Source organism: Pseudomonas aegrilactucae, from assembly GCF_019168305.1.
Taxonomy (GTDB): Bacteria; Pseudomonadota; Gammaproteobacteria; order Pseudomonadales; family Pseudomonadaceae; genus Aquipseudomonas; species Aquipseudomonas aegrilactucae.
Genome location: NZ_JAHTBI010000068.1, coordinates 1 through 26,271, shown reverse-complemented (window position 1 = coordinate 26,271; position 26,271 = coordinate 1). Strand labels below are relative to the sequence as shown.

The following is a 26,271-nucleotide window of genomic DNA, read 5'->3' as shown; positions in this document are numbered from 1 at the left end:
CCGATACGCCTCCTGGCGTATCGGGACGGTTCATCTCGTTGGAGCGCCAATCGGGCAACTAATTCCCTCGGCGCATCGCCTCAGGTGCGCGGCAAGGTCACGCCGCGCTGGCCCTGGTATTTGCCGCCACGATCCTTATAGGACACTTCGCACTCTTCGTCCGACTCCAGGAACAGCATCTGCGCCACGCCTTCGTTGGCGTAGATCTTGGCCGGCAGCGTGGTGGTGTTGGAGAACTCGAGTGTCACGTGGCCCTCCCACTCAGGCTCGAGCGGGGTGACGTTGACGATGATGCCGCAACGCGCATAGGTGCTCTTGCCCAGGCAGATGGTCAGTACATTGCGCGGGATACGGAAGTATTCGACGGTGCGCGCCAGGGCGAACGAGTTCGGCGGGATGATGCACACGTCGCTCTTGACGTCGACGAAGCTGCCGGCGTCGAAGTTCTTCGGATCGACGGTAGCCGAATTGATGTTGGTGAACACCTTGAATTCATCGGCGCAGCGCACGTCGTAGCCGTAGCTGGAGACGCCGAAGGAGATCAGACGGTTGTCGGCTTCGCCGCGCACCTGACGCTCGACGAAAGGCTCGATCATGCCGTGTTCCTGCGCCATGCGGCGAATCCACTTGTCCGATTTGATGCTCATGGCGGGGTGTCCTGAAATAGCGTGGTGAAGAAATTCTGTGGGGCATCTTACCGGGCCCGGCGCCGGGTTCAAAGTTTCCCGGGGTCGCAGCGCTCGGATGCCTGTCAAATGGGGCCTGCGAGAGAGGGGTGCAGTGCCGTCAGTCCTCAATTATGCGAAACCTGAACAAGACCATTGGCACGTTCTGGAAAAAGGGTTATGGTGACGCCACTGTGCTGCACGTGTCACTGAGAATCTCTACCTGATGCAAGATCTTGATCAACACATCTTCATGAATTTTCTGCCTCTTTGCACTCAGTCTCGGCCAGGGCATTTCCTGAGCCGTAATTAACTTTGTCCAAGGAGACAGACTATGTCCAATCGCCAATCCGGTGTTGTTAAGTGGTTCAACGATGAAAAAGGTTTCGGTTTCATCACCCCACAATCGGGTGACGACCTGTTCGTTCACTTCAAAGCCATTCAAGCTGACGGCTTCAAAAGCCTGAAAGAAGGCCAAGCGGTCACTTTCATCGCTACCCGCGGTCAGAAAGGCATGCAAGCTGAAGAAGTACAAGTTGCCTAACTTGCGCTTCACTGCTTGAAGAAAGCCCCGCCCTCATCGGCGGGGCTTTTTTTTGCCCTGATTTCCGGGATGCTGCGCAACCCGATCGCGGGTCAAGCCCGCCCCCACAGGGCACAGCTGCTGTGGGAGCGGGCTTGACCCGCGAGGGTATCGACTCAGTCTTCGCTGACGGTAATGCTCGGCATCGCCGGCGCCGCCGCAGCCTGCAATACGATTCGCGCACCGACGTGCCGTGCCAGCGACTGGTACACCATGGCAATCTGGCTTTCCGGCTCGGCAATCGCCGTTGGCTTGCCGCTGTCGGCCTGTTCGCGGATCAGCATCGACAACGGCAGCGAGGCCAGCAACTCCACGCCGAACTGCGACGCCAGCTTCTCGCCACCGCCCTCACCGAACAGATGCTCGGCATGCCCGCAGTTGGAGCAGATGTGCACAGCCATGTTCTCGACCACGCCCAGCACCGGGATATTCACCTTGCGGAACATCTCTACACCCTTTTTCGCGTCGAGCAAGGCCAGGTCCTGCGGCGTGGTGACGATCACCGAGCCGGCCACCGGGACCTTCTGCGCCAGGGTCAGCTGAATGTCACCGGTACCTGGCGGCATGTCGACCACCAGGTAGTCGAGGTTGTCCCACGCGGTCTGGGTGACCAGTTGCAACAGCGCGCCTGAGACCATCGGCCCACGCCAGACCATCGGCGTGTTGTCGTCGGTCAGGAAGGCCATCGACATGACCTCCACGCCATGCGCCTGCAACGGCACGAACCACTTCTGATCCCTGATCTTGGGCCGCGTACCCTCGGCGATGCCGAACATCACGCCCTGGCTCGGGCCATAGATGTCCGCATCCAGGATACCCACACGCGCCCCTTCACGGGCCAGCGCCAGGGCCAGGTTGGCGGCGGTGGTGGATTTGCCCACCCCCCCCCTTGCCCGAGGCCACGGCGATGATGTTCTTGACGTTGGCCAAGCCCGGGATCTGCGCCTGAGCCTTGTGCGCGGCAATCACGCAGGTGATCTCGACGCGCGCCGAAGCGACACCTTCGATGCCCTCCACTGCGGTCTGCAGCACCTGGGCCCAGCCGTTCTTGAACAGACCGGCGGCATAGCCCAACTGCAGCGCGATGCTGACGCGATCGCCCTGGATATCGATGGCCTGCACACAGCCGGCGCTGACCGGGTCCTGGTTCAGGTAAGGGTCGGTGTATTGGCGAAGGACGGCTTCAACCGCTGCGCGAGTGACGGCGCTCATGGAGACTCCCGATAAAAGACTGAGTGAAACAGGCCACTATGCTAACCCGCGAAACCTCGGCAGATACCGGCATGGGGTGAAATATATTTCCCATCGTTTTATAGTGGCCGATCACCGTTCATACCCTGTAGCCGAAAGTAGCCGAGCCCCCATGTCCGAGCCACGTCAGATTCTCGTCACCAGCGCCCTGCCCTATGCCAACGGGTCGATTCACCTTGGCCACATGCTCGAGTACATCCAGACAGACATGTGGGTGCGCTTCCAGAAGCACCGCGGCAACCAGTGCACCTACGTCTGTGCCGACGACGCGCACGGTTCTGCGATCATGCTGCGTGCCGAAAAGGAAGGCATCACGCCCGAGCAGCTGATCGCCGCCGTGCAGGCCGAGCACAGCGGTGACTTCGCCGACTTCCTGGTGGAGTTCGACAACTTCCACTCCACCCACGCCGAAGAAAACCGCGAGCTGTCGAGCCAGATCTACCTCAAGCTGCGTGACGCGGGGCACATCGCCAACCGCTCGATCACCCAGTACTTCGACCCCGACAAGCAGATGTTCCTGGCCGACCGCTTCATAAAGGGCACCTGCCCCAAGTGCGCGGCCGAAGACCAGTACGGCGACAACTGCGAGAAGTGCGGCGCCACCTATGCGCCCACCGAGCTGAAGAACCCCAAGTCGGCGATCTCCGGTGCCACCCCGGTACTCAAGGACAGCCAGCACTTCTTCTTCAAGCTGCCCGACTTCCAGGCCATGCTGCAGCAGTGGACCCGCAGCGGCACGCTGCAGGACGCCGTGGCCAACAAGATCGCCGAATGGCTGGATGCCGGCCTGCAGCAATGGGACATCTCGCGTGATGCGCCGTACTTCGGCTTCGAGATCCCCGACGAGCCGGGCAAGTACTTCTATGTGTGGCTGGACGCGCCGATCGGCTACATGGCCAGCTTCAAGAACCTGTGTGCACGTCGCCCGGAACTGGACTTCGACGCGTACTGGCAGAAAGACTCCACTACCGAGCTGTACCACTTCATCGGCAAGGACATCGTCAACTTCCACGCCCTGTTCTGGCCGGCCATGCTCGAAGGTGCAGGCTACCGCAAGCCGACCGCCATCAACGTGCACGGCTACCTGACCGTCAACGGCCAGAAGATGTCCAAGTCGCGCGGCACCTTCATCAAGGCGCGCACCTACCTGGATCATCTGTCGCCGGAATACCTGCGCTACTACTATGCCTCCAAGCTGGGGCGCGGCGTGGATGACCTGGACCTGAACCTGGAAGACTTCGTGCAGAAGGTCAACTCGGACCTGGTCGGCAAGGTAGTCAACATCGCCAGCCGCTGCGCAGGCTTCATCCACAAGGGCAATGACGGCGTAATGGTAGCCGGCGATGCCGCACCCGAGCTGACCGAGGCCTTCCTCGCCGCAGCGCCTGGCATTGCCGAGGCCTATGAAGGCCGCGACTTTGCCCGCGCCATGCGCGAGATCATGGCCCTGGCCGACCGCGCCAACGCCTGGATCGCCGACAAGGCCCCATGGTCGCTGGCCAAGCAGGAAGGCAAGCAGGACGAGGTGCAGGCCGTGTGCGCCCAGGGCATCAACCTGTTCCGCCAACTGGTGATCTTCCTCAAGCCGGTGCTGCCGCTGCTGGCCGCCGATGCCGAGGCGTTCCTGAACGTCGCGCCGCTGACCTGGAACGATCACCAGAGCCGCCTCGAAAATCATCAGTTGAACCCGTTCAAGGCACTGATGACGCGCATCGACCCGCTCAAGGTGCAGGCGATGTCCGACGCCTCCAAGCAAGACCTCGCCGCCAGCCAGACCAGCGTCGCCACCGGCAACGGTGAACTGGCCAAGGACCCGTTGTCGCCCGAAATCGACTTCGATGCCTTTGCTGCCGTGGACCTGCGAGTAGCGCTGATCCTCAAGGCCGAGGCCGTCGAAGGTGCCGACAAGCTGCTGCGCCTGACCCTGGACATCGGTGACGAGCAGCGCAACGTGTTCTCCGGCATCAAGTCTGCCTACCCGGACCCGGCGAAGCTGGAAGGTCGCCTGACCATGATGATCGCCAACCTCAAGCCACGCAAAATGCGCTTCGGGATCTCCGAAGGCATGGTGATGGCGGCCGGCCCCGGCGGCGAAGAGATCTACCTGCTCAGCCCCGACAGCGGCGCCAAGCCAGGCCAGCGCATCAAGTAAGCCCCGCGCCCCGACCCTCACCGGCCGGGGCGTTCTCATTGCGTCGTGATTGCCGGATAATGGCGCTCAGCCCCTCGCCTGTGGCGCCCCCATGACTGAACTGTTGCTCACCCTGATCAGCGCCGCGCTGGTCAACAACGTGGTCCTGCACCAGGCACTGGGCCTCGACCCGCTGCTGCAGCAGGCCGCGGCGACGCAGCGCCACCGTGTGCATGCACTGGGGCTGGCGACCGTGGTGATGATGGTGCTGGCGATACCGCTGGGGCAGTTGCTGTTCCTGCAACTGTTGCGCCCGCTGGCGCTCGACTACCTGCGCCTGTTCGTGTTCGTGCCGTTGTGCGTATTGCTGGTCACCCCCGTGCTGAGCCTGCTGCAACGTCAGCTGCCATACTGGCCGTTTGCGGGGCTGAAGCCGTTGCTGCTGGGCAATGCCGCGGTACTCGGGCTGGCGCTGCAGGCCAGTGATGCGGGTATCGGGCTGCTGGCAAGCATGGCCCTGAGCCTGGGCAGCGGCCTGGGCTTCTGGCTGGTCCTGAGCCTGTTCGACGACCTTTGCCGGCGCAGCAACGCGGCACCGGCTGCATTTCGTGGCCTGCCCATCAGCTTGATCGGCGCCGGGATCATGGCCCTGGCCTTTCTCGGCTTCAACGGATTGTTTACCCCATGAACCTGATTCAACGCATTGACGCCCTGCTACCCCAGACCCAGTGCGGCAAATGTGGCCATGCCGGCTGCCAGCCTTATGCACAAGGGCTGGCCGCTGGCGAAGCGATCAACAAATGCCCGCCCGGCGGCAGCGAAACGATCGCCGCACTGGCAGCGCTACTGCAGGTGCCGGTGATCGCCCTGGACCCGGAACGCGGTAGCGCGCCCGCCCAGGTGGCCTTCATTCGCGAGGCCGAATGCATCGGCTGCACCAAATGCATCCAGGCCTGCCCAGTGGATGCCATCGTTGGCGCGGCCAAATTGATGCACACCGTGATCAGCGCCGAATGTACCGGTTGCGATCTGTGTGTGGCGCCCTGCCCGGTCGACTGCATCGACCTGCTGCCACTGGCGGCAGGCAGCAACGTCGTGCCGATTGTCGGCGGTCTGGCGCACACCGAAGCACAACACGCTGCCCGCAGCGCCAAGCGCCAGCATGCCAGGCGGCGCTTCGAACTGCGCGCCAGCAGGCTGCAACGTGAAGAGGCACGCAAACAGGCCGAACGCCTGGCCCGCAGTCAGCGCCCCGTCCCCAGCACCAGCATCCCGAGCCCGCCCGATGACCCTATCAAGGCCGCGATCGCACGTGTTCAGGCACAGAAAGCCGCTGCAGCGGACAGCGCCCTGAAAAAAGCCAAGATTGCCGCAGCCATGAGCCGCGCCCAATTGAACAAGGCCCGCAGCGCGTTCGGCGATACCCCCAATGCCGTTCAGCAAGCGCAATTGGCCGACCTCCTGCAAGCACAGCAACAGGCGCAGGCCGAGCTCGAGTCACTGCAGGCGATGAGCGATGATGGCCGCGCCTGACGCCAGCGAGCGCCTGCACGCGAGCATGCGCCTGGTGTTGCTGGCCTGCCTGCCGGGCCTGCTGGTGCTGCTGTGGCTGCACGGCTGGGGTCTGCTGTTCACGCTGGTACTCACCAGCAGTACAGCGCTGGCCACCGAGGCCCTGTTGTTGCGCCTGCAGCGCCGCGCCGTGACCAGTGCACTGGGCGATGGCAGTGCACTGGTCAGCGCCACGCTGCTGGCCATCGCCCTGCCCGCCTACCTGAACGGGTGGATCCCGGTGCTGGCCAGCGCAAGCGCCATTACCCTGGGCAAGCACCTCTACGGCGGGGTGGGCAAGAACCCATTCAACCCGGCAATGCTGGGTTACGCAGTGGCGCTGATTGCCTACCCGGCGCAGATGACCCAGTGGCCTGCCCCCCAGCCACTGGACCTGAGCGCCAGCCTGCAGGCGGTGTTCGGCGTCGGCGAAGCGGTCGACGCCTGGGCCCAGGCAACGGTGCTCGATGTACTGCGCAACAACCGCAGCCTGACCGTCGATGAGCTGTTCAGCCTGCAGCCGGGCTTCGGCCATTGGGCTGGCCGAGGCAGCGAATGGGCCAGCCTGGCGTTTCTCGCCGGCGGCCTGCTGTTGCTGCAACGCAAGGTGTTCAGCTGGCATGCGCCGGCCGCCATGCTGGGCACCCTGTTCGTGATCAGCCTGGTGTGCTGGAACGGCACCGGCTCCGACTCCAATGGCTCGCCCCTGTTTCACCTGCTGGCCGGTTCGACACTGTTCGCCGCCTTCTTCATCGTCACCGAACCGGTCAGCGGCCCCAGGGCGGCAAGCGCCCGCCTGCTGTTCGGCGCCGGTGTCGGCGCACTGATCTACCTGATCCGCACCTGGGGCAACTACCCGGACGGCACCGCCTTTGCAGTGCTGTTGATGAACCTGTGCGTACCGGCGCTCGACCGCTGGGCCACACGCCGGCAAGCGGAGCCCGCATGAACAGCGCAGCGCTGCGTCCCGCGCTATGGGTGGCGCTGCTGGCATGCGTGAGCATCGGCATGGCGGTTGGCTGGCACCATCTGGGCGCCAGCCGCATCAGCCAGGCCGAACAGCAGCTCAAGGCCCGCACCTGGCTAGGTGTCTTGCCAAGCGAACGCTACGACAACCAGCCATTGCAACAGCCGATTACCCTCCTGGCTCCCGAGCTGGCACACAGCACCCTGCTGGGCGGCTACCTCGCCACCCTGCAAGGCCAGCCCAGTGCCGTGCTGCTGCACAGCCAGGCACAAGGTTATGCCGGCCCGCTGCACCTGCTGATCGCGATTGACCGCAACGGTCGGCTGATGGCCACGCGGGTACTGCAGCAACGGGAAACCCCAGGGCTGGGCGGCCAACTGGTCGAGCCTGGCAACACCTGGCTGCAGCATTTCGTCGGCCGGTCACGCAGCGATACGCCGGACTCGGCCTGGGCGCTCAAGCGAGACAATGGCCAGTTCGACCAACTGGCAGGGGCCAGCGTGACCTCGCGGGCGGTGATCCAGGCCGTGCACGACGCGTTGCGCTACTTTGACGAGCATGCGCCTTACCTGCTGACAGGTACCGCCAATGAATAACCGCGCCCTGTTGAGCCTGAGCCTGGCACCCCTGCTGGGCGCAAGCCAGAGCCTGCTGCAGGCCGCCACGATCGCCGTGCTCAGCCTGTTGAGCCTGAGCCTGCACCGCGCGTGCATGACGCCGCTGCGCCATGCTCTGCACGGCCTGGGCGCAGAACTGGCAAGCCTGCTGCTGGCGTGCGCGCTGGTGACCTGCCTGGAACTGAGCCTGCGCGCCTGGGCACTGGAGCTGTACACCACGCTGGGGCCTTACCCGGCACTGATTGCACTGCAATGCGTGCTGTTCGAACACAGCCTGGGACGCCGCCATGGCTGGCGAGCGGCCATGCTGTTGCTGGTCGCGCTCGGTACAGTGCAGGTATTGCTGGGCCTGTGCCGCGAACTGCTGGGCAATGGCGGGCTGCATCTGGCCCAACTGGCCCCAGGCGCCTTGATCCTGCTGGGCCTGGCCCTGGCCCTTTTCAACCGGGTGCGGCGCACGCCCACCTCCTCTAGCCGTCAAGGAAGCCTCTGAGCCCATGAACGCTGCCAAACGCCTGGAAATCTTTCGCAGGCTGCACGAAGACAATCCGGACCCGAAAACCGAACTGGCCTACACCACCCCGTTCGAATTGCTGATTGCCGTGATCCTCTCGGCCCAGTCCACCGACGTGGGCGTCAACAAGGCCACCGCGCGCCTGTACCCCGTGGCCAATACACCCCAGGCAATCCATGCGCTGGGTGTCGAAGGGCTGTCGAGCTACATCAAGACCATCGGCCTGTACAACAGCAAGGCCAAGAACGTGATCGAGACCTGCCGCCTGCTGGTCGAGCGGCATGGCGGTGAAGTGCCGCAAACCCGCGAGGCACTCGAAGCCCTGCCCGGCGTGGGACGCAAGACCGCCAACGTGGTACTCAACACAGCCTTTCGCCAACCGACCATGGCGGTGGACACGCATATTTTCCGGGTCAGCAACCGTACCCGGATCGCGCCGGGCAAGACCGTGCTGGAGGTAGAAAAAGCGCTGATGAAGTTTGTACCCAGGGACTACCTGCTCGACGCCCACCACTGGCTGATCCTGCATGGACGCTATGTCTGCCAGGCACGCAAACCGCGTTGTGGAAGTTGCCGCATAGAGGACCTGTGCGAGTACCCGCAGAAAACCTCTGACGATTGAACAAATAGTGAAAACGATCACAGCCGATTGAAAAAATCTTTTTTACCGGCTTTGAAAATATCGTTATAAGGTGCGCCAATAGCCCTCTTGGCGTGGAGTGACTGATGAGCACCGATAACGAAGAGCTGGATATCGACGTCGAGTCCGACCAGAGTGAAGATCAGGAAGCCGAGGTGCAGCCGGAAGCGGCCAAAACCAACCTCAGCAAGCGTCGCACCATCGACAACATGCTGGAAGAACGGCGCCTGCAAAAGCAGTTGGCCGACTACGACTTCGACCTCTGAGCCCTACCCCTGGCAGCAGGTCGGCCCGCGGTAGCGAGCCTGCGCCAGGCAGGCCCTGCTGCCCACCGTACGCCTAGACCAGACCGTTACGCTGAGCCAGCTCGATCAGATCCACCAGCGAACGGGCATTGAGCTTGAGCAGCAAGCGGGTCTTGTAGGTACTGACGGTCTTGTTGCTCAGGAACATGCCGTCGGCAATTTCCTTGTTGCTCTTGCCGCGGGCCAACTGCTGCAGCACCATCATTTCCCGACCCGATAGACGCTCGACCATGTCCGCTTCACTTGAACCGCCCAGGTTGGAACGTACCGAGTGCAAGGCCTGGTTGGGGAAGTAGCTGTAACCCGACAGCACCGCCTTGATGGCACTGAGCAACTCGGTCAGGTCCTGCTGCTTGCACACATAGCCTGCCGCCCCCGCCTGCATGCACCGCATGGAGAAATGCCCGGCCGCCTGGGAGGTCAGCACCAGCACCTTGAGAATAATGCCGTTGGAGGTCAATCGGGCGATGACCTCCAGGCCATCGAGCTTGGGCATGCCGATATCCAGAATCACGATATCGGGCAAGTGTTCCTTGGCCAACTGCAGCGCATCCACGCCATTGTCGGTCTCCGCCACGACTTCATAGCCATGCCGTTCCATCAGCATGCGTACAGCCAGGCGAATGACCGGATGATCATCCACGATCAGCACTTTATTCATGGGCAAAATCCAATTTTCGCTGTTCGATTTTTTGAGCCCGCACAATAGCCTAGTCAACTGGCCGAGCGCATTGCAGCTTCCTTGCACAGTTGCAGACCAAGACACAACCCACACAAATAGAAGATTATTCCTACAAAACTTCCCGGTAGTTTGCATGTACTCGAAACATCTAACGGCTATATAAGCGGGCTAGACACTCCAACAAACACTAACATTGCCCACCGGCACCGGCTATATGACAACACGCCCGTTACTGAAGGAAATATCCGGGATATTCGGGCCGTACAAGTCAATATCCGACACGCATGGCGTCAGCGTGTGGCACACCCGCCGAAACAGTTCCTGCGGGTGATCCATCACCCCCTGAACAGCGCCACAGGGGCACGGCATAGTGAGCGAAAACAGTTGGCGGGCGAGCCCTGCCGCCTACGTCGCACAGGCTCCCGCCGAGCAGAAGGCACGCATATGAGCAACGCCGAACCGAAAAGCCCGCTGACCATCATTGCCATCTTCGCCGGCATCATCGAAGCCTCGGCGTTGGCCTCATTGCCATTTCTCGGGGAAGACAGCCAGAGTATCTACACCTGGTTCCTGGTCGGGTTTCCGCCCTTCCTGACGATCCTGTTTTTCCTCACCTTGAACTTCAACACCAAGAGCCTTTACCTGCAGGATCATCAGGAGGCCAATGGCGGCGCAGTGGAAGAACTCAAAGGCCCTGCCCATGCCGATCGCGAGGTCACTGCAGCACCGCCTGCGGATACCACGCCGCGCCTGCCCGACGTACGCCCTGCCGATCTCTCGCTGGGGTCGACCATCATCGTGAGCGGCGCGCACGCCACGCAACTGATCGATCATCTGGTGCGCCACCTCATCACACACAACAGCACGCCGGGCAACGTGGTGTTCCAGAACCTGGACACCGGCACCCAGACCACCCTGACCACGGGCACCATCACAGCGGCGCCACAGCAAAACTGAAGGCAAAAAAAAACCCCGGCCATCAGGCCGGGGTTCGTGCGCTCAGGAGCCGGTTCACACCAGTGAACGGCCCTTGTTCGCGGCAATGCGCAGGCGCAGTGCATTGAGCTTGATGAAGCCCGCAGCGTCAGCCTGGTTGTACGCACCGCCATCTTCTTCGAAGGTCGCGATGTTGGCGTCGAACAGCGAATCATCGGACTGGCGACCGGTCACGATCACGTTGCCCTTGTACAGCTTCAGGCGAACCACACCGTTCACATTGGCCTGCGAGGCGTCGATCATCTGCTGCAGCATCAGACGCTCAGGGCTCCACCAGTAACCGGTGTAGATCAGGCTGGCGTACTTGGCCATCAGCTCGTCCTTGAGGTGTGCGACTTCGCGGTCCAGGGTGATCGACTCGATCGCACGGTGCGCGCGCAGCATGATGGTGCCGCCCGGGGTTTCGTAGCAACCACGGGACTTCATGCCCACATAGCGGTTCTCGACGATGTCCAGACGGCCGATGCCGTTCTCGCCGCCGATGCGGTTGAGGGTCGCCAGCACGGTGGCCGGGGTCATCTCGACACCGTCCAGCGCCACGACGTCACCGTTGCGGTAGGTCAGCTCCAGATAGGTCGCAACATCTGGCGCGGCCTCTGGCGACTTGGTCCAACGCCACATGTCTTCTTCGTGCTCGGTCCAGGTATCTTCCAGGACACCGCCCTCATAGGAGATGTGCAGCAGGTTGGCGTCCATCGAGTACGGCGACTTCTTCTTGCCGTGACGCTCGATCGGGATGCCGTGTTTCTCGGCGTAGTCCATCAGCTTCTCGCGCGAGAGCAGGTCCCATTCGCGCCATGGCGCGATGACCTTGACGCCTGGCTTGAGCGCGTAGGCACCCAGCTCGAAACGCACCTGGTCGTTGCCCTTGCCGGTAGCGCCATGGGAAATGGCATCGGCGCCGGTTTCGTTGGCGATCTCGATCAGGCGCTTGGCGATCAGCGGACGCGCGATGGAAGTACCCAGCAGGTACTCACCTTCGTAAACGGTGTTGGCGCGGAACATCGGGAACACGAAATCGCGGACGAATTCTTCGCGCAGGTCATCGATGTAGATCTCTTTGACACCCATGGCCTGAGCCTTGGCGCGGGCCGGCTCGACCTCCTCGCCCTGCCCCAGATCGGCGGTGAACGTCACCACTTCACAGTTGTAGGTATCTTGCAGCCACTTGAGAATCACCGAAGTATCAAGGCCGCCGGAATACGCCAGTACGACCTTTTTTACGTCCGCCATGCCATCACTCCACGGGGTTGTACGGAAAGCCGATGATTCTACCGGCCTTACCGCAAAATTTACAGTGGGGCGACAGCTTGTGACGACAAAGCGACAGTAACTGTCGTCGGCGCGACGCAACGTCGCACCGATCGATCAGGCGGCAGGCTTGCCTGCGCGGGCCGCCGGGGTTTGCGTCGGCGCAGGTGCCGGGGCAGTGCCGGCAGGCGCTGCCGGTGCCGGCGGCGCGACCTCCTTGGGCTTCTCGACCGGGGTCACGCGGTCCAACTGGATATTGACCCGGCGATTGCGCGCGCGGTTGGCAGCATTGCTGTTGGCTGCCAGCGGGTAGCGCTCGCCATGGAAACGCACGCTGATCTGCTCTTCGGGGATGCCATGGGCCTTGAGGTATTCCTGCACGGCGAGGGCGCGACGACGCGACAGGTCGCGGTTGGTCAGACGATTGCCGCTGTTGTCGGAATGCCCGTCGAGTTCGATGTGGTTGACCGTCGGGTCGGCCTTGAGGAAGTCGATGATCACGTCCAGCCGCGCCCGTGCATCGGCATCCAGGTCGATACCCCCACCTGGGAAGCCGACACGTGCCTGGCGCACCTGGTCGTAGTTCATCGGCAACAGCTTGGCGGCACAGGCCTGGTAGTCACCGTAGGCCCGGTTGAACTTCACCGGCAGCAGGCGTACCTCCATGGTGCGTCCGGCTTCGCCGGCATAGTTGCGCACCACGGTGCTGCGCCCGTCGAGCAGGCCGTTGATCAGGCGACTGGCCTGTCCCTGCGAGCTGGTGAAGAGCACGCCACTGCGGGCCATGCGCACCGAGCCCAGGCTGATATCGCCACGCCCGGGCTGCCACGGCGCGGCGGCCGCCAACAGGGTCGCAGAGCCTGCGCCGAGCACATTGCTGCTTGAGCGCAGCTGGAAGGTTGCCTGCTCGCCGGCACGGCGCACGAACTCACCGCTGCCAAAATCGGCAATCGGCTGGATCAGCCGACACTCGAACTGGTCGCCCTCGACTTTCCACTCGATGTTCTCCACGCGAGTCTGGAAGGTGAGTGCCACGGCCGGCAGGCTGGCAAACATACTGAGCAGGGCTAGGTAACGCTGGCGCACGGGCGGCTCCACAAATTTCTTACGGCATACCTGCAAGCTATCGGACAGCCTCGGCAAAACTTGATAGCGAGTGCCGTGATCAGGCTTTTCCGGTAGCATTCACCGGGAGTTCGAACCGCCTGGAATCCCCAATGTCCGACCGCCTGACCCTCCTGCGTCCCGACGACTGGCACATCCATCTTCGCGATGGCGCTGTCTTGCCCCACACCGTCGGTGACGTAGCGCGCACTTTTGCCCGCGCCATCATCATGCCCAACCTGGTACCGCCGGTGCGCAACACCGCCGAAGCCGACGCCTATCGCCAGCGCATTCTGGCGGCCCGGCCGGCCGGCAGCCGCTTCGAACCGCTGATGGTACTGTACCTCACCGACCGCACCCAGCCCGAAGACATTCGCGCGGCCAAGGCCAGTGGCTTCGTGCATGCCGCCAAGATGTACCCGGCCGGTGCGACCACCAACTCGGACTCCGGCGTGACCAGCCTGGACAAGATTTTCCCGGTACTCGAAGCCATGGCCGAGGTGGGCATGCCGCTGCTGGTGCACGGTGAAGTGACCCGCCCCGAGATCGACGTGTTCGACCGCGAGAAGCTGTTCATCGACGAGCACCTGCGCCGTGTGGTCGAACGCTTCCCGACGCTGAAGGTGGTGTTCGAACACATCACCACCGCCGAAGCCGTGCAGTTCGTCAACGAGGCCCCGGCCAACGTGGGCGCGACCATCACCGCGCAGCATTTGCTGTACAACCGCAACCACATGCTGGTGGGGGGGATTCGCCCGCACTTCTACTGCCTGCCGATTCTCAAGCGCAACACCCACCAGGTGGCCCTGCTTGACGCAGCTACCAGCGGCAGCAGCAAGTTCTTCCTCGGCACCGACTCGGCGCCGCATGCCCAGCACGCCAAGGAAGCGGCCTGCGGGTGTGCCGGCTGCTACACCGCCTACGCCGCCATCGAACTGTATGCCGAGGCGTTCGAACAGCGCAATGCACTGGACAAGCTCGAAGGCTTTGCCAGCCTGCATGGCCCGGCGTTCTACGGCCTGCCGGCGAACACCGACCGTATTACCCTGGTCCGCGAAAGCTGGACCGCCCCAAGCAGCCTGCCCTTTGGTGAGCAGACTGTCATTCCGCTGCGCGCCGGTGAGCAACTGCGCTGGCGCCTGCTGGAGGACACTGTGTGAGCGACGATTACGAAGACGACCAGGAAGGTCAAGGCGGCGGTTCGCGCCACCCCATGGCAGAGCGCTTTCGCGGCTACCTGCCAGTCGTCGTGGATGTGGAGACCGGTGGCTTCAACTGCGCCACCGACGCGCTGCTGGAAATTGCCGCCGTCACCATCGGCATGGACGAAAAAGGCTTCCTGTTCCCGGAACACACCTATTTCTTCCGCGTCGAGCCGTTCGAGGGTGCCAACATCGAACAGGCGGCCCTGGACTTCACCGGGATCAAGCTCGATCACCCGCTGCGCATGGCGGTGAGCGAAGAGTCGGCGCTGACCGACATTTTCCGCGGCATTCGCAAGGCACTCAAGGCCAATGGCTGCAAGCGCGCCATCCTGGTCGGGCACAACAGCAGCTTCGACCTGGGCTTCCTGAATGCTGCCGTGGCGCGCCACGACATGAAGCGCAACCCGTTCCACCCGTTCTCCAGCTTCGACACCGCTACCCTGGCCGGCCTGGCCTATGGTCAGACGGTGCTGGCGCGTGCCTGCCAGAGTGCCGACATCGACTTTGACGGGCGCGAGGCGCACTCGGCGCGCTACGACACCGAAAAGACCGCCGAGCTGTTCTGCGGCATCGTCAACCGCTGGAAGGAAATGGGCGGCTGGCAGGATTTTCGCGACTGACCCGTGAGGGCCGTGTCGCCCACTTCGCTGGCAAGCCAGCTCCCACAAGGATCACCGGACACCTGTGGGAGCTGGCTTGCCAGCGAAGAGGCCAGTGTCGTCGCTGCAGGGCTGCTGTTTCACAGGCACAAAAAAACCGGCCACCAGGGCCGGTTTTTTTGTGCGTGGCGCTTACAGCTTGCCAGCATTCTCGCTCAGGTAAGCAGCAACACCTTCTGGCGAAGCGGTCATGCCCTTGTCGCCTTTTTTCCAGTTGGCAGGGCAGACTTCGCCGTGCTCTTCGTGGAATTGCAGCGCGTCGACCAGACGGATCAGCTCTTCCATGTTGCGGCCCAGCGGCAGGTCGTTGACGATCTGCGAACGCACGACACCCTTGTCGTCGATCAGGAACGCGCCACGGAAGGCTACGCCGCCTTCGGACTCGACGTCATAGGCCTTGGCGATCTCGTGCTTGAGGTCGGCTGCCATGATGTACTTGACCTGACCGATGCCGCCGGCATTGATCGGGGTGTTGCGCCAGGCGTTGTGGGTGAAGTGCGAGTCGATCGAAACGGCGATCACTTCGACGTTGCGCGCCTTGAAGTCGTCCATGCGGTGGTCCAGGGCGATCAGCTCGGACGGGCAGACGAAGGTGAAGTCCAGCGGGTAGAAGAACACCAGGCCGTACTTGCCCTTGATGGCCGAAGCCAGGTTGAAGCTGTCAACGATTTCGCCATTGCCCAGCACGGCTGGAACGGTGAAGTCCGGGGCGTTTTTGCCTACGAGTACGCTCATTCGGTATCTCCTGATGGTAGTGAACAGTTCGCACAGCGGGCCTGAGGCCGGCTGGCATCACAAGAACTGCGCATCATACACCACCTGCGCCACTCGCCGAGTTAATGGCCGCCGGCCAGTAATGCGTACCGCCGGTCGCTCTGGAACACGGCTTTGCGCCAGGTACTTTGACAAGCATTCTCATTAGCATTAAGCTCCACGACATCAAGCCTTTACCAGCGATGGTCTCCCTTATGTATGTGTGTCTTTGTGTTGGTGTGACCGACGGACAGATCCGCGATGCGATTTACGAAGGATGCTGCAGCTACAAGGAAGTCCGTGCCGCCACCAACGTAGGCACCCAGTGCGGCAAATGTGCCTGCCTGGCCAAGGAAGTGGTACGTGAAACCCTGACCAAACTGCAGGTCAGCCAGGCCGCCCTGCCCTACCCCGTGGAATTTACAGCGGCGTAAAAACAGCGAATTTGAAGAACCGGACCCTGCGTCCGGTTTTTTTATGCCTGTAATTCAAGTAGTTAGGGTTAAAACGCGGAACACAAACATTCTTATTCCGATTAATTTTCACTTATTATTCAATAACTTAGGTTTGACACCGGAAGTTGCCGGGCTCAAACTCCTGCCTATAGACACACTTACGCAGGACAGGACCCCATCATGAAAGGCGACATTAGCGTCATCCAGCATCTCAACAAGATCCTCGGAAACGAGCTGGTCGCGATCAACCAATACTTCCTGCATGCGCGCATGTATGAAGACTGGGGCCTGGAAAAGCTCGGCAAGCACGAATACAAAGAATCCATCGAAGAGATGAAACACGCTGACAAACTGATCAAGCGTATTCTGTTTCTCGAAGGCATTCCGAACGTCCAGGACCTGGGCAAGCTGATGATCGGCGAGCACACCAAAGAAATGCTCGAATGCGACCTGCGCCTGGAGCAAAAAGGCCTGACCGACCTGAAGGCTGCGATTGCGCATTGCGAGACCGTGGGCGACTTCGGTAGCCGCGAACTGCTCGAAGACATCCTAGAAGCCGAGGAAGAGCACATCGACTGGCTGGAAACCCAGCTGAGCCTGATCGACAAGGTCAGCCTGGAGAACTACCTGCAGTCGCAGATGGGCGAGTAATCGCGCCGGTCTGGCTGCAACGAGAAGCCCCGCATCCGCGGGGCTTTTTTATGGGGGCGGTCGTGGCACTCATAAAACCCTGTGGGAGCGGGCTTGCCAGCGAAGCTTTTGGGCGACAGGCACAAAAAAGCCCCGCAGATGCGGGGCTCTTCAGTACCACAGCAAAATCAGGCCTTGGCGGCCTCGGCTTTGGCTGCAGCGTCCTTGATCAGGGCCTGCAGTGAACCGTCAGCATGCATCTCGGTCATGATGTCGCTGCCGCCGACCAGCTCACCGGCTACCCACAGTTGCGGGAAGGTCGGCCAGTTGGCGTACTTGGGCAGGTTGGCGCGGATTTCCGGGTTCTGCAGGATGTCCACGTAAGCGAATTTCTCGCCGCAACCCATCACGGCTTGCGCCGCCTTGGCCGAAAAACCGCACTGCGGGGCATTCGGCGAGCCTTTCATGTAAAGCAGAATGGTGTTGTTGGCAATCTGCTCTTTGATTGTTTCGATGATATCCATGAAGCACCTCGCGGCTGAACTTTCCGACCTGGTTGTCGGCACGGTGACGCATTGTATCGGAAAGCCGAGCATGACGCTCGGCCTTGCCGCACTCAGGCCGCAACCACCTGCACCGGTACCCCGTTGAGCGCCGCATTGCCCGATACCGCATCGAATTGACGTTCGTCGGTCAGATCGTTGGCACTGGCCCCCGGCTGGCCCTGCGCGATGCCCAGGCGCACCCCAGGCCGACCATGGCCAAAGCCATGCGGCAGGCTCACCACCCCGGGCATCATGTCGCTGCTGGCCTGCACCTCGACCTCGATGCTGCCTACCCGCGAACTCACCCGTACCCGCTGGCCATCCTGCAGATGCCGGCGTGCCAGGTCATCGGGGTGCATCAGCAACTGGTGACGCGGCTTGCCTTTGACCAGGCGATGGTAATTGTGCATCCAGGAATTGTTGCTGCGCACATGCCGACGACCGATCAGCAGCAACTGGCTGACGGCGGGGGCCGTCTGTCCGGCAAAACGCTCCAGATCGGCCAGTACCACCTGGGGGGCCGCTTCTATCATCTGGCTGGCCGTCTTCAGACGTGACGCAAGGTTGGGCTGCAACGGCCCAAGGTCGATGCCATGCGGGTGTTGCTCAAGCGTCTGCAGCGACAGGTCGAACGCCGATCCCGCACCATAGCGCCCGCCACGTAACCCCAGGTCGATCATCTGCGCCGGTGCCAGGGTCGGCTTGAGCGGCTTGTCGACCAGCGCCGCATAGGCGCTGGCCAGCCCGACGAAGATCTCCCAGTCATGCAACGCGCCCTCGGGCTTGGGCAGTATCGCCCGGTTGAAACGGCTGACGTTGCGCACCGCCAGCAGGTTGAAGGTGGTGTCGTAGTGATCGTTCTCCAGGGCCGAGGTCGACGGCAGGATCAGGTCGGCGTGGCGGGTAGTCTCATTGATGTAGAGGTCGACGCTGAGCATGAACTCCAGCCCTAGCAGCGCGTGTTCCAACTGGCGTCCGTTGGGCGTGGAGAGCACCGGGTTGCCGGCCACGGTGACCAGCGCGCGCACCTGGCCTTCACCGGCACACAGCATTTCCTCGGCCAGCGCCGCCACCGGCAACTCGCCGCCGTACTCGGGCAGGCCCGACACCCGGCTTTGCCAGGCATTGAAGTGCCCACCGGCGGTGCTTGCCACCAGGTCCACCGCAGGTTCGGTGCACAACGCGCCGCCGACCCGGTCCAGATTGCCGCTGACCAGGTTGATCATCTGCACCAGCCAATGGCACAGCGTGCCGAAGGCCTGGGTCGAGATGCCCATGCGCCCGTAGCACACCGCCTTGTCGGCAGCGGCGAAGTCACGTGCCAGCTGGCGAATCTGCGCCGCATCGATGCCGCAGCGCGGGCTCATGGCTTCGGCACTGAAGGGCTTGATGGCCTGACGCACCGTTTCCAGGCCACTCACCGGCAGGTGCGTGGGGCGGCTCAGCCCCTCTTCGAAGAGGGTGTTGAGCAGCCCACACAACAGTGCCGCGTCGCCGCCTGGACGCACGAACAGGTGCTGGTCGGCCATCGCCGCAGTCTCGCTGCGCCGCGGATCGACCACCACCAGCCTGCCACCGCGTGCCTGAATGGCCTTGAGGCGCTTTTCGACGTCGGGCACGGTCATGATGCTGCCGTTGGAGGCCAGCGGGTTGGCGCCCAGGATCAGCATGAAATCCGTGTGGTCGATGTCCGGAATCGGCAGCAGCAGCCCGTGGCCGTACATCAGGAAGCTGGTGAGGTGCTGGGGCAACTGGTCGACCGAGGTCGCAGAGAAGCGATTGCGGGTCTTGAGCAGCCCGAGAAAATAGTTGCTGTGGGTCATCAGCCCGTAGTTGTGCACGCTGGGGTTGCCCTGATACACCGCCACCGCATTGGCGCCGTGACGCCGCTGCACGGCCACAAGCTGCTCGGCGGCCAGCGCAAACGCCTCGTCCCAGCCGATTGGCTGCCACTGCTCGCCCAGGCGGCGCATGGGGCTGCGCAGGCGGTCCGGATCGTTCTGGATATCCTGCAGGGCCACCGCCTTGGGGCACACATGGCCACGGCTGAAGCTGTCCAGCGGGTCGCCCTTGATCGAACTGATACGCGGGGCCTGGCCCTCCTCGGTGGTGACCTCAAGGCTGAGGCCGCAGATGGCCTCGCACAGGTGGCAGGCGCGGTAATGCACGGTCTTGCTCATGGCTGCCTCTTTTTTCGGGTCTTGAGCCAGGCCTGACTATGGCCCCGCCCCGCGCCGCTCGCCAGTGACGTTCGCCGCGTGAATCGCCCGGCATCAGGCACACCGATAGGGTGAGCGCCGTTGCAAACGCCTCTGCGGGCAGTGTACAAAGCCTGTCCAGGGCCAATGAAAAGCGTCGCCACAACGGCTTGCAACACATTCGGCAGTGCCGAGTTCGCAGCCCCCTCTTGGTAAGACGCGACATTTAATTATAGTATTGCGCCTTTCCCTATTTCGTCGCCCCGTGCGGCTTCTGCCGCAGGTCACGTCCGTTGTTTTAAAAAACCGGCATTGGATGATCTGCGGTCTGTTGCAAAAAGGTAGTCAATGATGAGCGCTAGGCACTTTCTCTCCCTGATGGATTTCACCGCCGAAGAACTGGTCAGTGTGATCCGCCGAGGGATCGAGCTGAAGGACCTGCGTAACCGCGGCGTACTCTTCGAGCCCCTGAAAAATCGCGTGCTGGGCATGATCTTCGAAAAGTCGTCGACGCGTACCCGCCTGTCGTTCGAGGCGGGCATGATCCAGCTCGGCGGCCAGGCCATTTTCCTGTCCCCGCGTGACACGCAGCTGGGCCGTGGCGAGCCGATCGGCGATTGCGCCATCGTCATGTCGCGCATGCTCGATGCGGTGATGATCCGTACCTTTGCCCACAGCACCCTGACCGAATTCGCCGCCAACTCGCGCGTTCCGGTCATCAACGGCCTGTCCGACGACCTGCACCCGTGCCAGTTGCTGGCCGACATGCAGACCTTCCTCGAGCACCGTGGCTCGATCCAGGGCAAGACCGTGGCCTGGGTGGGTGACGGCAACAACATGTGCAACAGCTATATAGAAGCGGCCATCCAGTTCGACTTCCAGCTGCGCATCGCCTGCCCGCAAGGTTACGAGCCAGCTGCGCGCTTCGTCGAGCAGGCCGGTGACCGCGTGCAGATCGTGCGCGACCCGAAGGATGCCGTGCGCGGTGCGCACCTGGTGAGCACCGATGTCTGGACTTCCATGGGTCAAGAGGAGGAAACTGCTCGGCGCCTGGCGCTGTTTGCGCCCTACCAGGTCAACCGTGCACTGCTCGACCTGGCGGCTCCGGATGCCCTGTTCATGCATTGCCTGCCCGCCCACCGTGGCGAGGAAATCAGCCTGGACCTGCTCGACGACCCACGTTCGGTCGCCTGGGACCAGGCCGAAAACCGCTTGCATGCACAGAAGGCACTTCTCGAATACCTTGTTGAACCGGCCTATCACCACGCATGAGTCAACCTTTACTGCTCAACCTGCGCGACCTCGCCTGCGGCTATGGCGAGCAGCGCATCGTCCAGAACCTCAACCTGCACCTCAATGCCGGCGACATCGGTTGCCTGCTGGGCTCCTCCGGGTGCGGCAAGACCACCACGCTGCGCGCCATCGCAGGCTTCGAACCGGTACATGCAGGCGAGATCAGCCTGGCGGGCGACGTCATCTCCAAGGCCGGGTTCACCCTGGCCCCGGAGAAGCGCCGCATCGGCATGGTGTTCCAGGACTACGCACTGTTCCCGCACCTGACCGTGGCCGAAAACATTGCCTTCGGTATCGGCAAGCACCCGCGCCAGCGCCAGGTGGTCGAAGAAATGCTCGAGCTGGTGAAGCTGGACACGCTCGGCGGGCGCTACCCGCACGAGCTGTCTGGCGGCCAGCAGCAGCGTGTGGCCCTGGCCCGCGCACTGGCACCCGAGCCGCAACTGCTGCTGCTCGACGAGCCGTTCTCCAACCTCGACGTCGAGCTGCGCCGACGCCTCAGCCATGAGGTGCGCGACATCCTCAAGAGCCGTGGCACCAGTGCGATCCTGGTCACCCACGACCAGGAAGAAGCCTTTGCGGTCAGCGATCACGTGGGCGTGTTCAAGGAAGGTCGGCTGGAGCAGTGGGACACGCCGTACAACCTCTATCACGAGCCCTTTACGCCATTCGTGGCCAGCTTCATCGGTCAGGGTTACTTCATCCGCGGCCAGCTGACCAGCCCCGAGTCGGTGCAGACCGAACTGGGCGAGCTGCGCGGCAACCGTGCCTACACCCTGCCACAGGGCAGTGCGGTGGACGTGCTGCTGCGCCCGGACGACATCGTGCATGCACCGCACAGCGCGCTCAAGGCCAGCATCGTCGGCAAGAGCTTCCTGGGCGCCTCGACGCTGTACCGCCTGCAACTGGGCACGGGCAGCCAGCTGGAGGCGATCTTCCCGAGCCATGTCGACCATCAGGTCGGTGGTGAAGTAGGGATCGAAGTGGCGGCGGACCATCTGGTGCTGTTCCCGGTGGCCGGCACGGTGCCAGCGCAACTGCCAGCGGTCGAAAACGGCGTGCGGCGCTACAGCTCGGCGCTCTGAAAACCTGGGCTGCTACGCAGCCCTTCGCTGGCAAGCCAGCTCCCACAAGGATCACCACCACCCCTGTGGGAGCTGGCTTGCCAGCGAAAGGGCCCTTGATACCCCTAGATGAACAATGTGCCGCTCGCCACCAGCGTCGCATACCCGCCAATCTTCACCCGCTCCCCCTCCAGCCGGCAGAACAGCTCGCCCCCACGCGACGAACATTGCCGTGCGCGCAATTCATCCTTTTCCAGGCGCTGCGCCCAGTAGGGAATCAGCGAGCAATGCGTAGAGCCGGTCACCGGGTCTTCAGGTATGCCGATCCCCGGCGCAAAGTAACGCGACACAAAATCATGCTCCACGCCACGTGCCGTGACGATCACGCCAAGCCCCGGCAACGCCGCCAGCGCGGCCATGTCCGGCTGGCACTCGCGCACCGCCTGTTCGCTGTCGAGCACCACGAACAACTCTTCGGTCTGCCACACCTCGACCACCGGGCACCCCAGCGCCTGCGCCACCGGCGGCCGTTCGGCCAGCGGCTGCGGGTCGTAGCGCGGGAAGTCCAGCACCAGCCGATCACCCTCGCGCGTGACGGTCAACGGCCCGGACTGGCTGTCGAACTGCAGGCGCTCGGCGCTTTCCCCATACACCTCGAACAGCACGTGAGCACTGGCCAGCGTGGCATGCCCGCACAGTGGCACTTCGGTGACAGGGGTGAACCAGCGGATACGCCAGCGCTCCCCCTCACGCACCACAAACGCGGTTTCAGCCAGGTTGTGCTCGGCCGCAATTTTTTGCATCAGTTCAACGGGCAGCCACTGCTCCAGGCGATACACCATCGCCGGGTTGCCGCTGAACGGCTGGGTACTGAAGGCATCGACCTGGTGAAATTCAAGCGGCATATGGCAACTCCTGTAGATGAAGGCAGCGAGCATGCCTGCACTCGCGTCCGGGCTCCATAGACAGAGTCAGCTGATTTGCAGCATACAGATCTCAAGCGCGCCCAATCGCTGCGAAGCGCGCCTGGGTATGCTCGGCCAGCACCGCGGCCGCCAGTTCCACCTCCAGCCCGCGCCGCCCGGCACTGACGTGGATGGTGTCAAACTGCTGCGCAGATTCATCGATGAACGTGCGCAGGCGTTTCTTCTGGCCCAACGGGCTGATCCCGCCCAGCAGATAGCCGGTGGAGCGCTGCGCGGCCCCAGGGTCCGCCATTTCGCATTTCTTCACCCCGGCGGCCTGGGCCAGGGCCTTGAGATCCAGGCTGCCCACCACCGGTACCACCGCCACCAGCAACTCCCCCTTCTCGCTGCTGGCCAGCAGCGTCTTGAACACCTGGGCCGGTGCCAGGCCCAGCTTCTCCGCAGCTTCAAGGCCATACGAGGCCGTCTTGGGATCGTGTTCATAGCTGTGGATACGGTGCTCGGCGCGCACCTTCTTGAGCAAATCCAGGGCGGGGGTCATGCAGGGCTCCGGGCAAGGTAAAGGGTGTCCATTCGCTCGCTACTGTAGGGCAAAACTTCAGTGCCAACCAATACCCCACCGGTTACCTACAGCATCACGCGCGATGGCTTCAGTCAGATTATGAATGGTGGTTCACTTTCGACCTTTGACATCATCGTTTCTTGTCTATATTTTTTCGATTCTGAATATTGAGATGCCCTCACAAGGTGCATTTCTGCCGTCAACCCGACCAGAATGGGGATTCTGTTCGGGTTTTTATCGAGCGCACACGCGCCTCACAACAACAAGAACCGAGGTAACGAATGACGACCGCTCTACGAGAACCGACATTGTCCGGCCAATGCATGGCCGAATTCCTGGGCACCGCACTGCTGATCTTTTTCGGTACCGGTTGTGTGGCAGCGCTCAAGGTCGCCGGTGCCAGCTTTGGCCTGTGGGAAATCAGCATCATCTGGGGTGTGGGCGTGAGCATGGCGATCTACTTCACCGCCGGGGTGTCGGGGGCACACCTGAACCCGGCTGTCAGTATCGCCCTGAGCCTGTTCGCCGGCTTCGACAAGCGCAAGCTGCCGTTCTACATCCTCGCCCAGGTCGCTGGCGCATTCTGCGGTGCGGCGCTGGTGTACACGCTGTACAGCAACCTGTTCTTCGATTACGAACAAACCCACGCCATGGTGCGCGGCAGCCAGGCCAGCCTGGAACTGGCCTCGGTGTTCTCCACCTACCCGCACCCGGCACTGTCCACCGGCCAGGCGTTCCTGGTGGAGGCGATCATCACCGCGATTCTGATGGCCGTGATCATGTCGCTGACCGACGACAACAACGGTCTGCCGCGCGGCCCGCTGGCCCCGCTGCTGATCGGCCTGCTGATCGCCGTGATCGGCAGCGCCATGGGCCCGCTGACCGGCTTTGCGATGAACCCGGCACGCGACTTCGGGCCCAAGCTGATGACCTTCCTGGCCGGCTGGGGCGATGTGGCCTTTACGGGCGCACGCGACATTCCGTATTTCCTTATTCCAATCGTTGCGCCGATCATAGGCGCAACCTTGGGCGCAGCCCTTTATCGCGGCGTGATCGCACGCAACCTGCCCAGTGCAGCCAGCGCGAGCGCCCAGACCGACGACAACACTCAAGGCAAGACCCAGGCATCCTGATGCCGGACCTGCGAGCCAGGCTCGCACTGCCCTGACCTCCACCTATTTAGTGCAAGGCCACTGACATGACCGACACCCAGCACAAGCACTACATCATTGCCCTGGACCAGGGCACGACCAGTTCGCGGGCCATCATTTTCGACCGCGACGCCAATGTGGTCGGCACCTCCCAGCGCGAATTCGCCCAGCACTACCCACAGGCGGGCTGGGTCGAGCACGACCCGATGGAGATCTTCGCCACCCAGAGCGCGACCATGGTCGAAGCGCTGGCCCAGGCCGGCCTGAGCCACGATCAGGTGGCGGCCATCGGTATCACCAACCAGCGCGAAACCACCGTGGTGTGGGACCGCGAAACCGGTCGCCCGGTGTACAACGCCATCGTCTGGCAGTGCCGGCGCAGCACCGAGATCTGCGAGCAGCTCAAGCGTGACGGGCACCAGGACTACATTCGCGAAACCACGGGCCTGGTGACTGACCCGTACTTCTCCGGCACCAAGCTCAAATGGATCCTGGACAACGTCGAAGGGGCACGCGAGCGCGCCGAGCGTGGCGAACTGCTGTTCGGCACCGTGGATACCTGGCTGATCTGGAAGTTCTCGGGCGGCAAAGTGCACGTCACCGACTACACCAACGCCTCGCGCACCCTGCTGTTCAACATCCACACGCTGCAGTGGGACGAAAAGATGCTGCAACTGCTGGGTATTCCCAAGCAGATGCTGCCCGAGGTGCGTTCCTCCTCCGAAGTCTACGGCCACACCAAGAGCGGCATCGCCATCGCCGGTATCGCCGGCGACCAGCAGGCCGCGCTGTTCGGCCAGATGTGCGTCGAGCCAGGCCAGGCCAAGAACACCTACGGCACCGGCTGCTTCCTGCTGATGAACACCGGCGACAAGGCCGTGCAGTCGTCCCATGGCCTGCTCACCACCATCGCCTGCGGCCCGCGTGGCGAGGTGGCGTATGCGCTGGAAGGCGCGGTATTCAACGGTGGCTCCACCGTGCAGTGGCTGCGTGACGAGCTGAAGATCGTCAACGATGCCCACGACACCGAGTACTTCGCCAGCAAGGTCAAGGACAGCAATGGCGTGTATCTGGTGCCGGCCTTTACCGGCCTGGGCGCGCCGTACTGGGACCCGTATGCACGCGGTGCGCTGTTCGGCCTGACCCGTGGGGTCAAGGTCGACCACATCATCCGCGCCGCGCTGGAGTCGATCGCCTACCAGACCCGCGACGTGCTCGATGCCATGCAGCAGGACTGCGGCGAACGTCTGAGCGCCCTGCGCGTGGACGGTGGCGCGGTGGCCAACAACTTCCTGATGCAGTTCCAGGCCGACATCCTCGGCACCTGCGTGGAGCGCCCGCAGATGCGCGAAACCACCGCCCTGGGCGCCGCCTACCTGGCGGGCCTGGCGTGCGGGTTCTGGAGCGGGCTGGACGAACTGCGCGGCAAGGCCGTCATCGAGCGCGAGTTCACCCCGCAACTGGATGAGGTGCAGAAAGAGAAGCTGTATGCCGGCTGGCTCAAGGCTGTGGACCGTACCCGTGACTGGGAGCCGCACGAGGAATAAGCCCTCACTGGCCCCCTTCGCTGGCA

At 62.8% G+C, this 26,271-nt stretch carries 26 protein-coding genes and 2 pseudogenes; 18 read left to right on the top strand and 10 right to left on the bottom strand.

Annotation, left to right across the window (positions count from 1 at the left end; genetic code table 11):
- Positions 1 to 80: 80 nt before the first annotated feature.
- On the bottom strand, positions 81 to 647 hold the full coding sequence (dcd, locus tag KUO17_RS18710; protein ID WP_163945323.1) for a dCTP deaminase: 567 nt from the start codon (positions 645 to 647) through the stop codon (positions 81 to 83).
- Positions 648 to 999: 352 nt separating this feature from the next.
- Here dcd and KUO17_RS18705 point away from each other — a divergent pair, with 352 nt between their 5' ends.
- Positions 1,000 to 1,209 carry a cold-shock protein gene (locus KUO17_RS18705; RefSeq protein ID WP_163945321.1) on the top strand — a complete coding sequence of 70 codons (210 nt, stop codon included), beginning with the start codon at positions 1,000 to 1,002 and terminating at the stop codon, positions 1,207 to 1,209.
- A 155-nt stretch (positions 1,210 to 1,364) separates the two neighbouring features.
- On the opposite strand, the pseudogene apbC reads toward KUO17_RS18705, so the two are convergent.
- A pseudogene (gene apbC, locus KUO17_RS18700) lies at positions 1,365 to 2,460 on the bottom strand (iron-sulfur cluster carrier protein ApbC).
- A gap of 151 nt (positions 2,461 to 2,611) precedes the next feature.
- On the opposite strand from apbC, the gene metG reads away from it, so the two are divergent.
- The 8 genes and pseudogenes from metG (at position 2,612) to KUO17_RS18660 (ending at position 9,185) form a co-directional block, all read left to right on the top strand.
- Positions 2,612 to 4,651 carry a methionine--tRNA ligase gene (gene metG / locus KUO17_RS18695; protein ID WP_217977009.1) on the top strand — a complete coding sequence of 680 codons (2,040 nt, stop codon included), beginning with the start codon at positions 2,612 to 2,614 and terminating at the stop codon, positions 4,649 to 4,651.
- Positions 4,652 to 4,742: 91 nt separating this feature from the next.
- Positions 4,743 to 5,318 carry an Rnf-Nqr domain containing protein gene (locus KUO17_RS18690; RefSeq protein ID WP_217977008.1) on the top strand — a complete coding sequence of 192 codons (576 nt, stop codon included), beginning with the start codon at positions 4,743 to 4,745 and terminating at the stop codon, positions 5,316 to 5,318.
- Positions 5,315 to 6,130, top strand: a pseudogene (locus KUO17_RS18685) (RnfABCDGE type electron transport complex subunit B); the annotation flags it as partial. The gene KUO17_RS18690 and the pseudogene KUO17_RS18685, both read left to right, overlap by 4 nt.
- Positions 6,131 to 6,146: 16 nt before the next feature.
- On the top strand, positions 6,147 to 7,130 hold the full coding sequence (locus KUO17_RS18680) for an RnfABCDGE type electron transport complex subunit D (protein WP_425274878.1): 984 nt from the start codon (positions 6,147 to 6,149) through the stop codon (positions 7,128 to 7,130).
- Entirely contained in the window at positions 7,127 to 7,744 is a 618-nt protein-coding gene (locus KUO17_RS18675; RefSeq protein WP_217977005.1) for an RnfABCDGE type electron transport complex subunit G, read from the top strand. The genes KUO17_RS18680 and KUO17_RS18675 overlap by 4 nt, the downstream gene beginning before the upstream one ends.
- Positions 7,737 to 8,258, top strand: a complete 522-nt coding sequence (locus tag KUO17_RS18670; protein WP_217977004.1) for an Rnf-Nqr domain containing protein — start codon at positions 7,737 to 7,739, stop codon at positions 8,256 to 8,258. The genes KUO17_RS18675 and KUO17_RS18670 overlap by 8 nt, the downstream gene beginning before the upstream one ends.
- A gap of 4 nt (positions 8,259 to 8,262) precedes the next feature.
- Positions 8,263 to 8,901 (top strand): endonuclease III, encoded by a 639-nt coding sequence (gene nth / locus KUO17_RS18665; protein ID WP_217977003.1) that lies wholly within the window; start codon positions 8,263 to 8,265, stop codon positions 8,899 to 8,901.
- 104 nt (positions 8,902 to 9,005) lie between these two features.
- A complete protein-coding gene (locus KUO17_RS18660) occupies positions 9,006 to 9,185 on the top strand; it encodes a PA3496 family putative envelope integrity protein (RefSeq protein WP_217977002.1) in 180 nt (59 codons plus the stop codon).
- Positions 9,186 to 9,258: 73 nt separating this feature from the next.
- Here KUO17_RS18660 and KUO17_RS18655 read toward each other — a convergent pair whose 3' ends face one another.
- Entirely contained in the window at positions 9,259 to 9,885 is a 627-nt protein-coding gene (locus tag KUO17_RS18655; protein WP_217977001.1) for a response regulator transcription factor, read from the bottom strand.
- Positions 9,886 to 10,350: 465 nt separating this feature from the next.
- Between KUO17_RS18655 and KUO17_RS26760 the strand changes: the two genes are divergently transcribed.
- Entirely contained in the window at positions 10,351 to 10,863 is a 513-nt protein-coding gene (locus tag KUO17_RS26760; RefSeq protein ID WP_255263671.1) for a hypothetical protein, read from the top strand.
- A 54-nt stretch (positions 10,864 to 10,917) separates the two neighbouring features.
- Here KUO17_RS26760 and KUO17_RS18645 read toward each other — a convergent pair whose 3' ends face one another.
- Both KUO17_RS18645 and KUO17_RS18640 read right to left on the bottom strand, forming a co-directional pair.
- Positions 10,918 to 12,135 (bottom strand): argininosuccinate synthase, encoded by a 1,218-nt coding sequence (locus KUO17_RS18645; RefSeq protein ID WP_217977000.1) that lies wholly within the window; start codon positions 12,133 to 12,135, stop codon positions 10,918 to 10,920.
- Between the two features lie 135 nt (positions 12,136 to 12,270).
- A complete protein-coding gene (locus KUO17_RS18640) occupies positions 12,271 to 13,239 on the bottom strand; it encodes a flagellar protein MotY (RefSeq protein WP_217976999.1) in 969 nt (322 codons plus the stop codon).
- 131 nt (positions 13,240 to 13,370) lie between these two features.
- Here KUO17_RS18640 and pyrC point away from each other — a divergent pair, with 131 nt between their 5' ends.
- Positions 13,371 to 14,417, top strand: coding sequence for a dihydroorotase (pyrC, locus tag KUO17_RS18635; RefSeq protein ID WP_217976998.1), 1,047 nt, complete (start codon positions 13,371 to 13,373; stop codon positions 14,415 to 14,417).
- A 53-nt stretch (positions 14,418 to 14,470) separates the two neighbouring features.
- Entirely contained in the window at positions 14,471 to 15,082 is a 612-nt protein-coding gene (gene rnt, locus KUO17_RS18630; RefSeq protein ID WP_163947483.1) for a ribonuclease T, read from the top strand.
- Between the two features lie 171 nt (positions 15,083 to 15,253).
- Here the strand turns inward: rnt and KUO17_RS18625 are convergent, their stop codons facing one another.
- On the bottom strand, positions 15,254 to 15,856 hold the full coding sequence (locus KUO17_RS18625; RefSeq protein ID WP_217976997.1) for a peroxiredoxin: 603 nt from the start codon (positions 15,854 to 15,856) through the stop codon (positions 15,254 to 15,256).
- A gap of 233 nt (positions 15,857 to 16,089) precedes the next feature.
- Between KUO17_RS18625 and KUO17_RS18620 the strand changes: the two genes are divergently transcribed.
- Together KUO17_RS18620 and bfr are read left to right on the top strand one after the other, a co-directional pair.
- Positions 16,090 to 16,308, top strand: coding sequence for a bacterioferritin-associated ferredoxin (locus tag KUO17_RS18620; protein WP_043861976.1), 219 nt, complete (start codon positions 16,090 to 16,092; stop codon positions 16,306 to 16,308).
- A gap of 201 nt (positions 16,309 to 16,509) precedes the next feature.
- The gene (gene bfr / locus KUO17_RS18615) at positions 16,510 to 16,980 is read left to right on the top strand and encodes a bacterioferritin (protein ID WP_217976996.1); all 471 of its coding nucleotides are present in this window, start codon (positions 16,510 to 16,512) and stop codon (positions 16,978 to 16,980) included.
- Between the two features lie 167 nt (positions 16,981 to 17,147).
- On the opposite strand, the gene grxD is transcribed toward bfr, so the two are convergent.
- Positions 17,148 to 17,483: a Grx4 family monothiol glutaredoxin gene (gene grxD, locus KUO17_RS18610; RefSeq protein WP_217976995.1), complete on the bottom strand. Its 336-nt coding sequence runs from the start codon at positions 17,481 to 17,483 to the stop codon at positions 17,148 to 17,150.
- A 92-nt stretch (positions 17,484 to 17,575) separates the two neighbouring features.
- On the bottom strand, positions 17,576 to 19,684 hold the full coding sequence (locus KUO17_RS18605) for a molybdopterin oxidoreductase family protein (protein ID WP_217976994.1): 2,109 nt from the start codon (positions 19,682 to 19,684) through the stop codon (positions 17,576 to 17,578).
- 369 nt (positions 19,685 to 20,053) lie between these two features.
- On the opposite strand from KUO17_RS18605, the gene argF reads away from it, so the two are divergent.
- Positions 20,054 to 20,974, top strand: coding sequence for an ornithine carbamoyltransferase (gene argF / locus KUO17_RS18600; RefSeq protein WP_217976993.1), 921 nt, complete (start codon positions 20,054 to 20,056; stop codon positions 20,972 to 20,974).
- Positions 20,971 to 22,080: an ABC transporter ATP-binding protein gene (locus tag KUO17_RS18595; protein ID WP_217976992.1), complete on the top strand. Its 1,110-nt coding sequence runs from the start codon at positions 20,971 to 20,973 to the stop codon at positions 22,078 to 22,080. Before argF ends, KUO17_RS18595 begins: the two co-directional genes overlap by 4 nt.
- A gap of 104 nt (positions 22,081 to 22,184) precedes the next feature.
- Here the strand turns inward: KUO17_RS18595 and KUO17_RS18590 are convergent, their stop codons facing one another.
- Both KUO17_RS18590 and ybaK read right to left on the bottom strand, forming a co-directional pair.
- Positions 22,185 to 22,964: a PhzF family phenazine biosynthesis protein gene (locus KUO17_RS18590; RefSeq protein ID WP_217976991.1), complete on the bottom strand. Its 780-nt coding sequence runs from the start codon at positions 22,962 to 22,964 to the stop codon at positions 22,185 to 22,187.
- A gap of 91 nt (positions 22,965 to 23,055) precedes the next feature.
- A complete protein-coding gene (gene ybaK / locus KUO17_RS18585; RefSeq protein ID WP_217976990.1) occupies positions 23,056 to 23,526 on the bottom strand; it encodes a Cys-tRNA(Pro) deacylase in 471 nt (156 codons plus the stop codon).
- 302 nt (positions 23,527 to 23,828) lie between these two features.
- On the opposite strand from ybaK, the gene KUO17_RS18580 reads away from it, so the two are divergent.
- Together KUO17_RS18580 and glpK are read left to right on the top strand one after the other, a co-directional pair.
- The gene (locus KUO17_RS18580; RefSeq protein WP_217976989.1) at positions 23,829 to 24,680 is read left to right on the top strand and encodes an MIP/aquaporin family protein; all 852 of its coding nucleotides are present in this window, start codon (positions 23,829 to 23,831) and stop codon (positions 24,678 to 24,680) included.
- 65 nt (positions 24,681 to 24,745) lie between these two features.
- A complete protein-coding gene (glpK, locus tag KUO17_RS18575; RefSeq protein WP_217976988.1) occupies positions 24,746 to 26,245 on the top strand; it encodes a glycerol kinase GlpK in 1,500 nt (499 codons plus the stop codon).
- Positions 26,246 to 26,271: the final 26 nt, after the last annotated feature.

Excerpts from the sequence above, each read along its gene's own strand:
- bfr (WP_217976996.1), top strand. The coding sequence starts at position 16,510 with ATGAAAGGCGACATTAGCGTCATCCAGCATCTCAACAAGATCCTCGGA.
- KUO17_RS18675 (WP_217977005.1), top strand. The coding sequence starts at position 7,127 with ATGAACAGCGCAGCGCTGCGTCCCGCGCTATGGGTGGCGCTGCTGGCA.
- KUO17_RS18655 (WP_217977001.1), bottom strand. The coding sequence starts at position 9,885 with ATGAATAAAGTGCTGATCGTGGATGATCATCCGGTCATTCGCCTGGCT.
- nth (WP_217977003.1), top strand. The coding sequence starts at position 8,263 with ATGAACGCTGCCAAACGCCTGGAAATCTTTCGCAGGCTGCACGAAGAC.
- glpK (WP_217976988.1), top strand. The coding sequence starts at position 24,746 with ATGACCGACACCCAGCACAAGCACTACATCATTGCCCTGGACCAGGGC.
- KUO17_RS18660 (WP_217977002.1), top strand. The coding sequence starts at position 9,006 with ATGAGCACCGATAACGAAGAGCTGGATATCGACGTCGAGTCCGACCAG.
- KUO17_RS18645 (WP_217977000.1), bottom strand. The coding sequence starts at position 12,135 with ATGGCGGACGTAAAAAAGGTCGTACTGGCGTATTCCGGCGGCCTTGAT.
- KUO17_RS18620 (WP_043861976.1), top strand. The coding sequence starts at position 16,090 with ATGTATGTGTGTCTTTGTGTTGGTGTGACCGACGGACAGATCCGCGAT.
- grxD (WP_217976995.1), bottom strand. The coding sequence starts at position 17,483 with ATGGATATCATCGAAACAATCAAAGAGCAGATTGCCAACAACACCATT.
- KUO17_RS18625 (WP_217976997.1), bottom strand. The coding sequence starts at position 15,856 with ATGAGCGTACTCGTAGGCAAAAACGCCCCGGACTTCACCGTTCCAGCC.
- KUO17_RS18590 (WP_217976991.1), bottom strand. The coding sequence starts at position 22,964 with ATGCCGCTTGAATTTCACCAGGTCGATGCCTTCAGTACCCAGCCGTTC.
- rnt (WP_163947483.1), top strand. The coding sequence starts at position 14,471 with ATGGCAGAGCGCTTTCGCGGCTACCTGCCAGTCGTCGTGGATGTGGAG.
- KUO17_RS18690 (WP_217977008.1), top strand. The coding sequence starts at position 4,743 with ATGACTGAACTGTTGCTCACCCTGATCAGCGCCGCGCTGGTCAACAAC.
- KUO17_RS18605 (WP_217976994.1), bottom strand. The coding sequence starts at position 19,684 with ATGAGCAAGACCGTGCATTACCGCGCCTGCCACCTGTGCGAGGCCATC.
- metG (WP_217977009.1), top strand. The coding sequence starts at position 2,612 with ATGTCCGAGCCACGTCAGATTCTCGTCACCAGCGCCCTGCCCTATGCC.
- KUO17_RS26760 (WP_255263671.1), top strand. The coding sequence starts at position 10,351 with ATGAGCAACGCCGAACCGAAAAGCCCGCTGACCATCATTGCCATCTTC.
- KUO17_RS18580 (WP_217976989.1), top strand. The coding sequence starts at position 23,829 with ATGACGACCGCTCTACGAGAACCGACATTGTCCGGCCAATGCATGGCC.
- KUO17_RS18595 (WP_217976992.1), top strand. The coding sequence starts at position 20,971 with ATGAGTCAACCTTTACTGCTCAACCTGCGCGACCTCGCCTGCGGCTAT.
- KUO17_RS18705 (WP_163945321.1), top strand. The coding sequence starts at position 1,000 with ATGTCCAATCGCCAATCCGGTGTTGTTAAGTGGTTCAACGATGAAAAA.
- ybaK (WP_217976990.1), bottom strand. The coding sequence starts at position 23,526 with ATGACCCCCGCCCTGGATTTGCTCAAGAAGGTGCGCGCCGAGCACCGT.
- argF (WP_217976993.1), top strand. The coding sequence starts at position 20,054 with ATGAGCGCTAGGCACTTTCTCTCCCTGATGGATTTCACCGCCGAAGAA.
- pyrC (WP_217976998.1), top strand. The coding sequence starts at position 13,371 with ATGTCCGACCGCCTGACCCTCCTGCGTCCCGACGACTGGCACATCCAT.
- dcd (WP_163945323.1), bottom strand. The coding sequence starts at position 647 with ATGAGCATCAAATCGGACAAGTGGATTCGCCGCATGGCGCAGGAACAC.
- KUO17_RS18670 (WP_217977004.1), top strand. The coding sequence starts at position 7,737 with ATGAATAACCGCGCCCTGTTGAGCCTGAGCCTGGCACCCCTGCTGGGC.
- KUO17_RS18680 (WP_425274878.1), top strand. The coding sequence starts at position 6,147 with ATGATGGCCGCGCCTGACGCCAGCGAGCGCCTGCACGCGAGCATGCGC.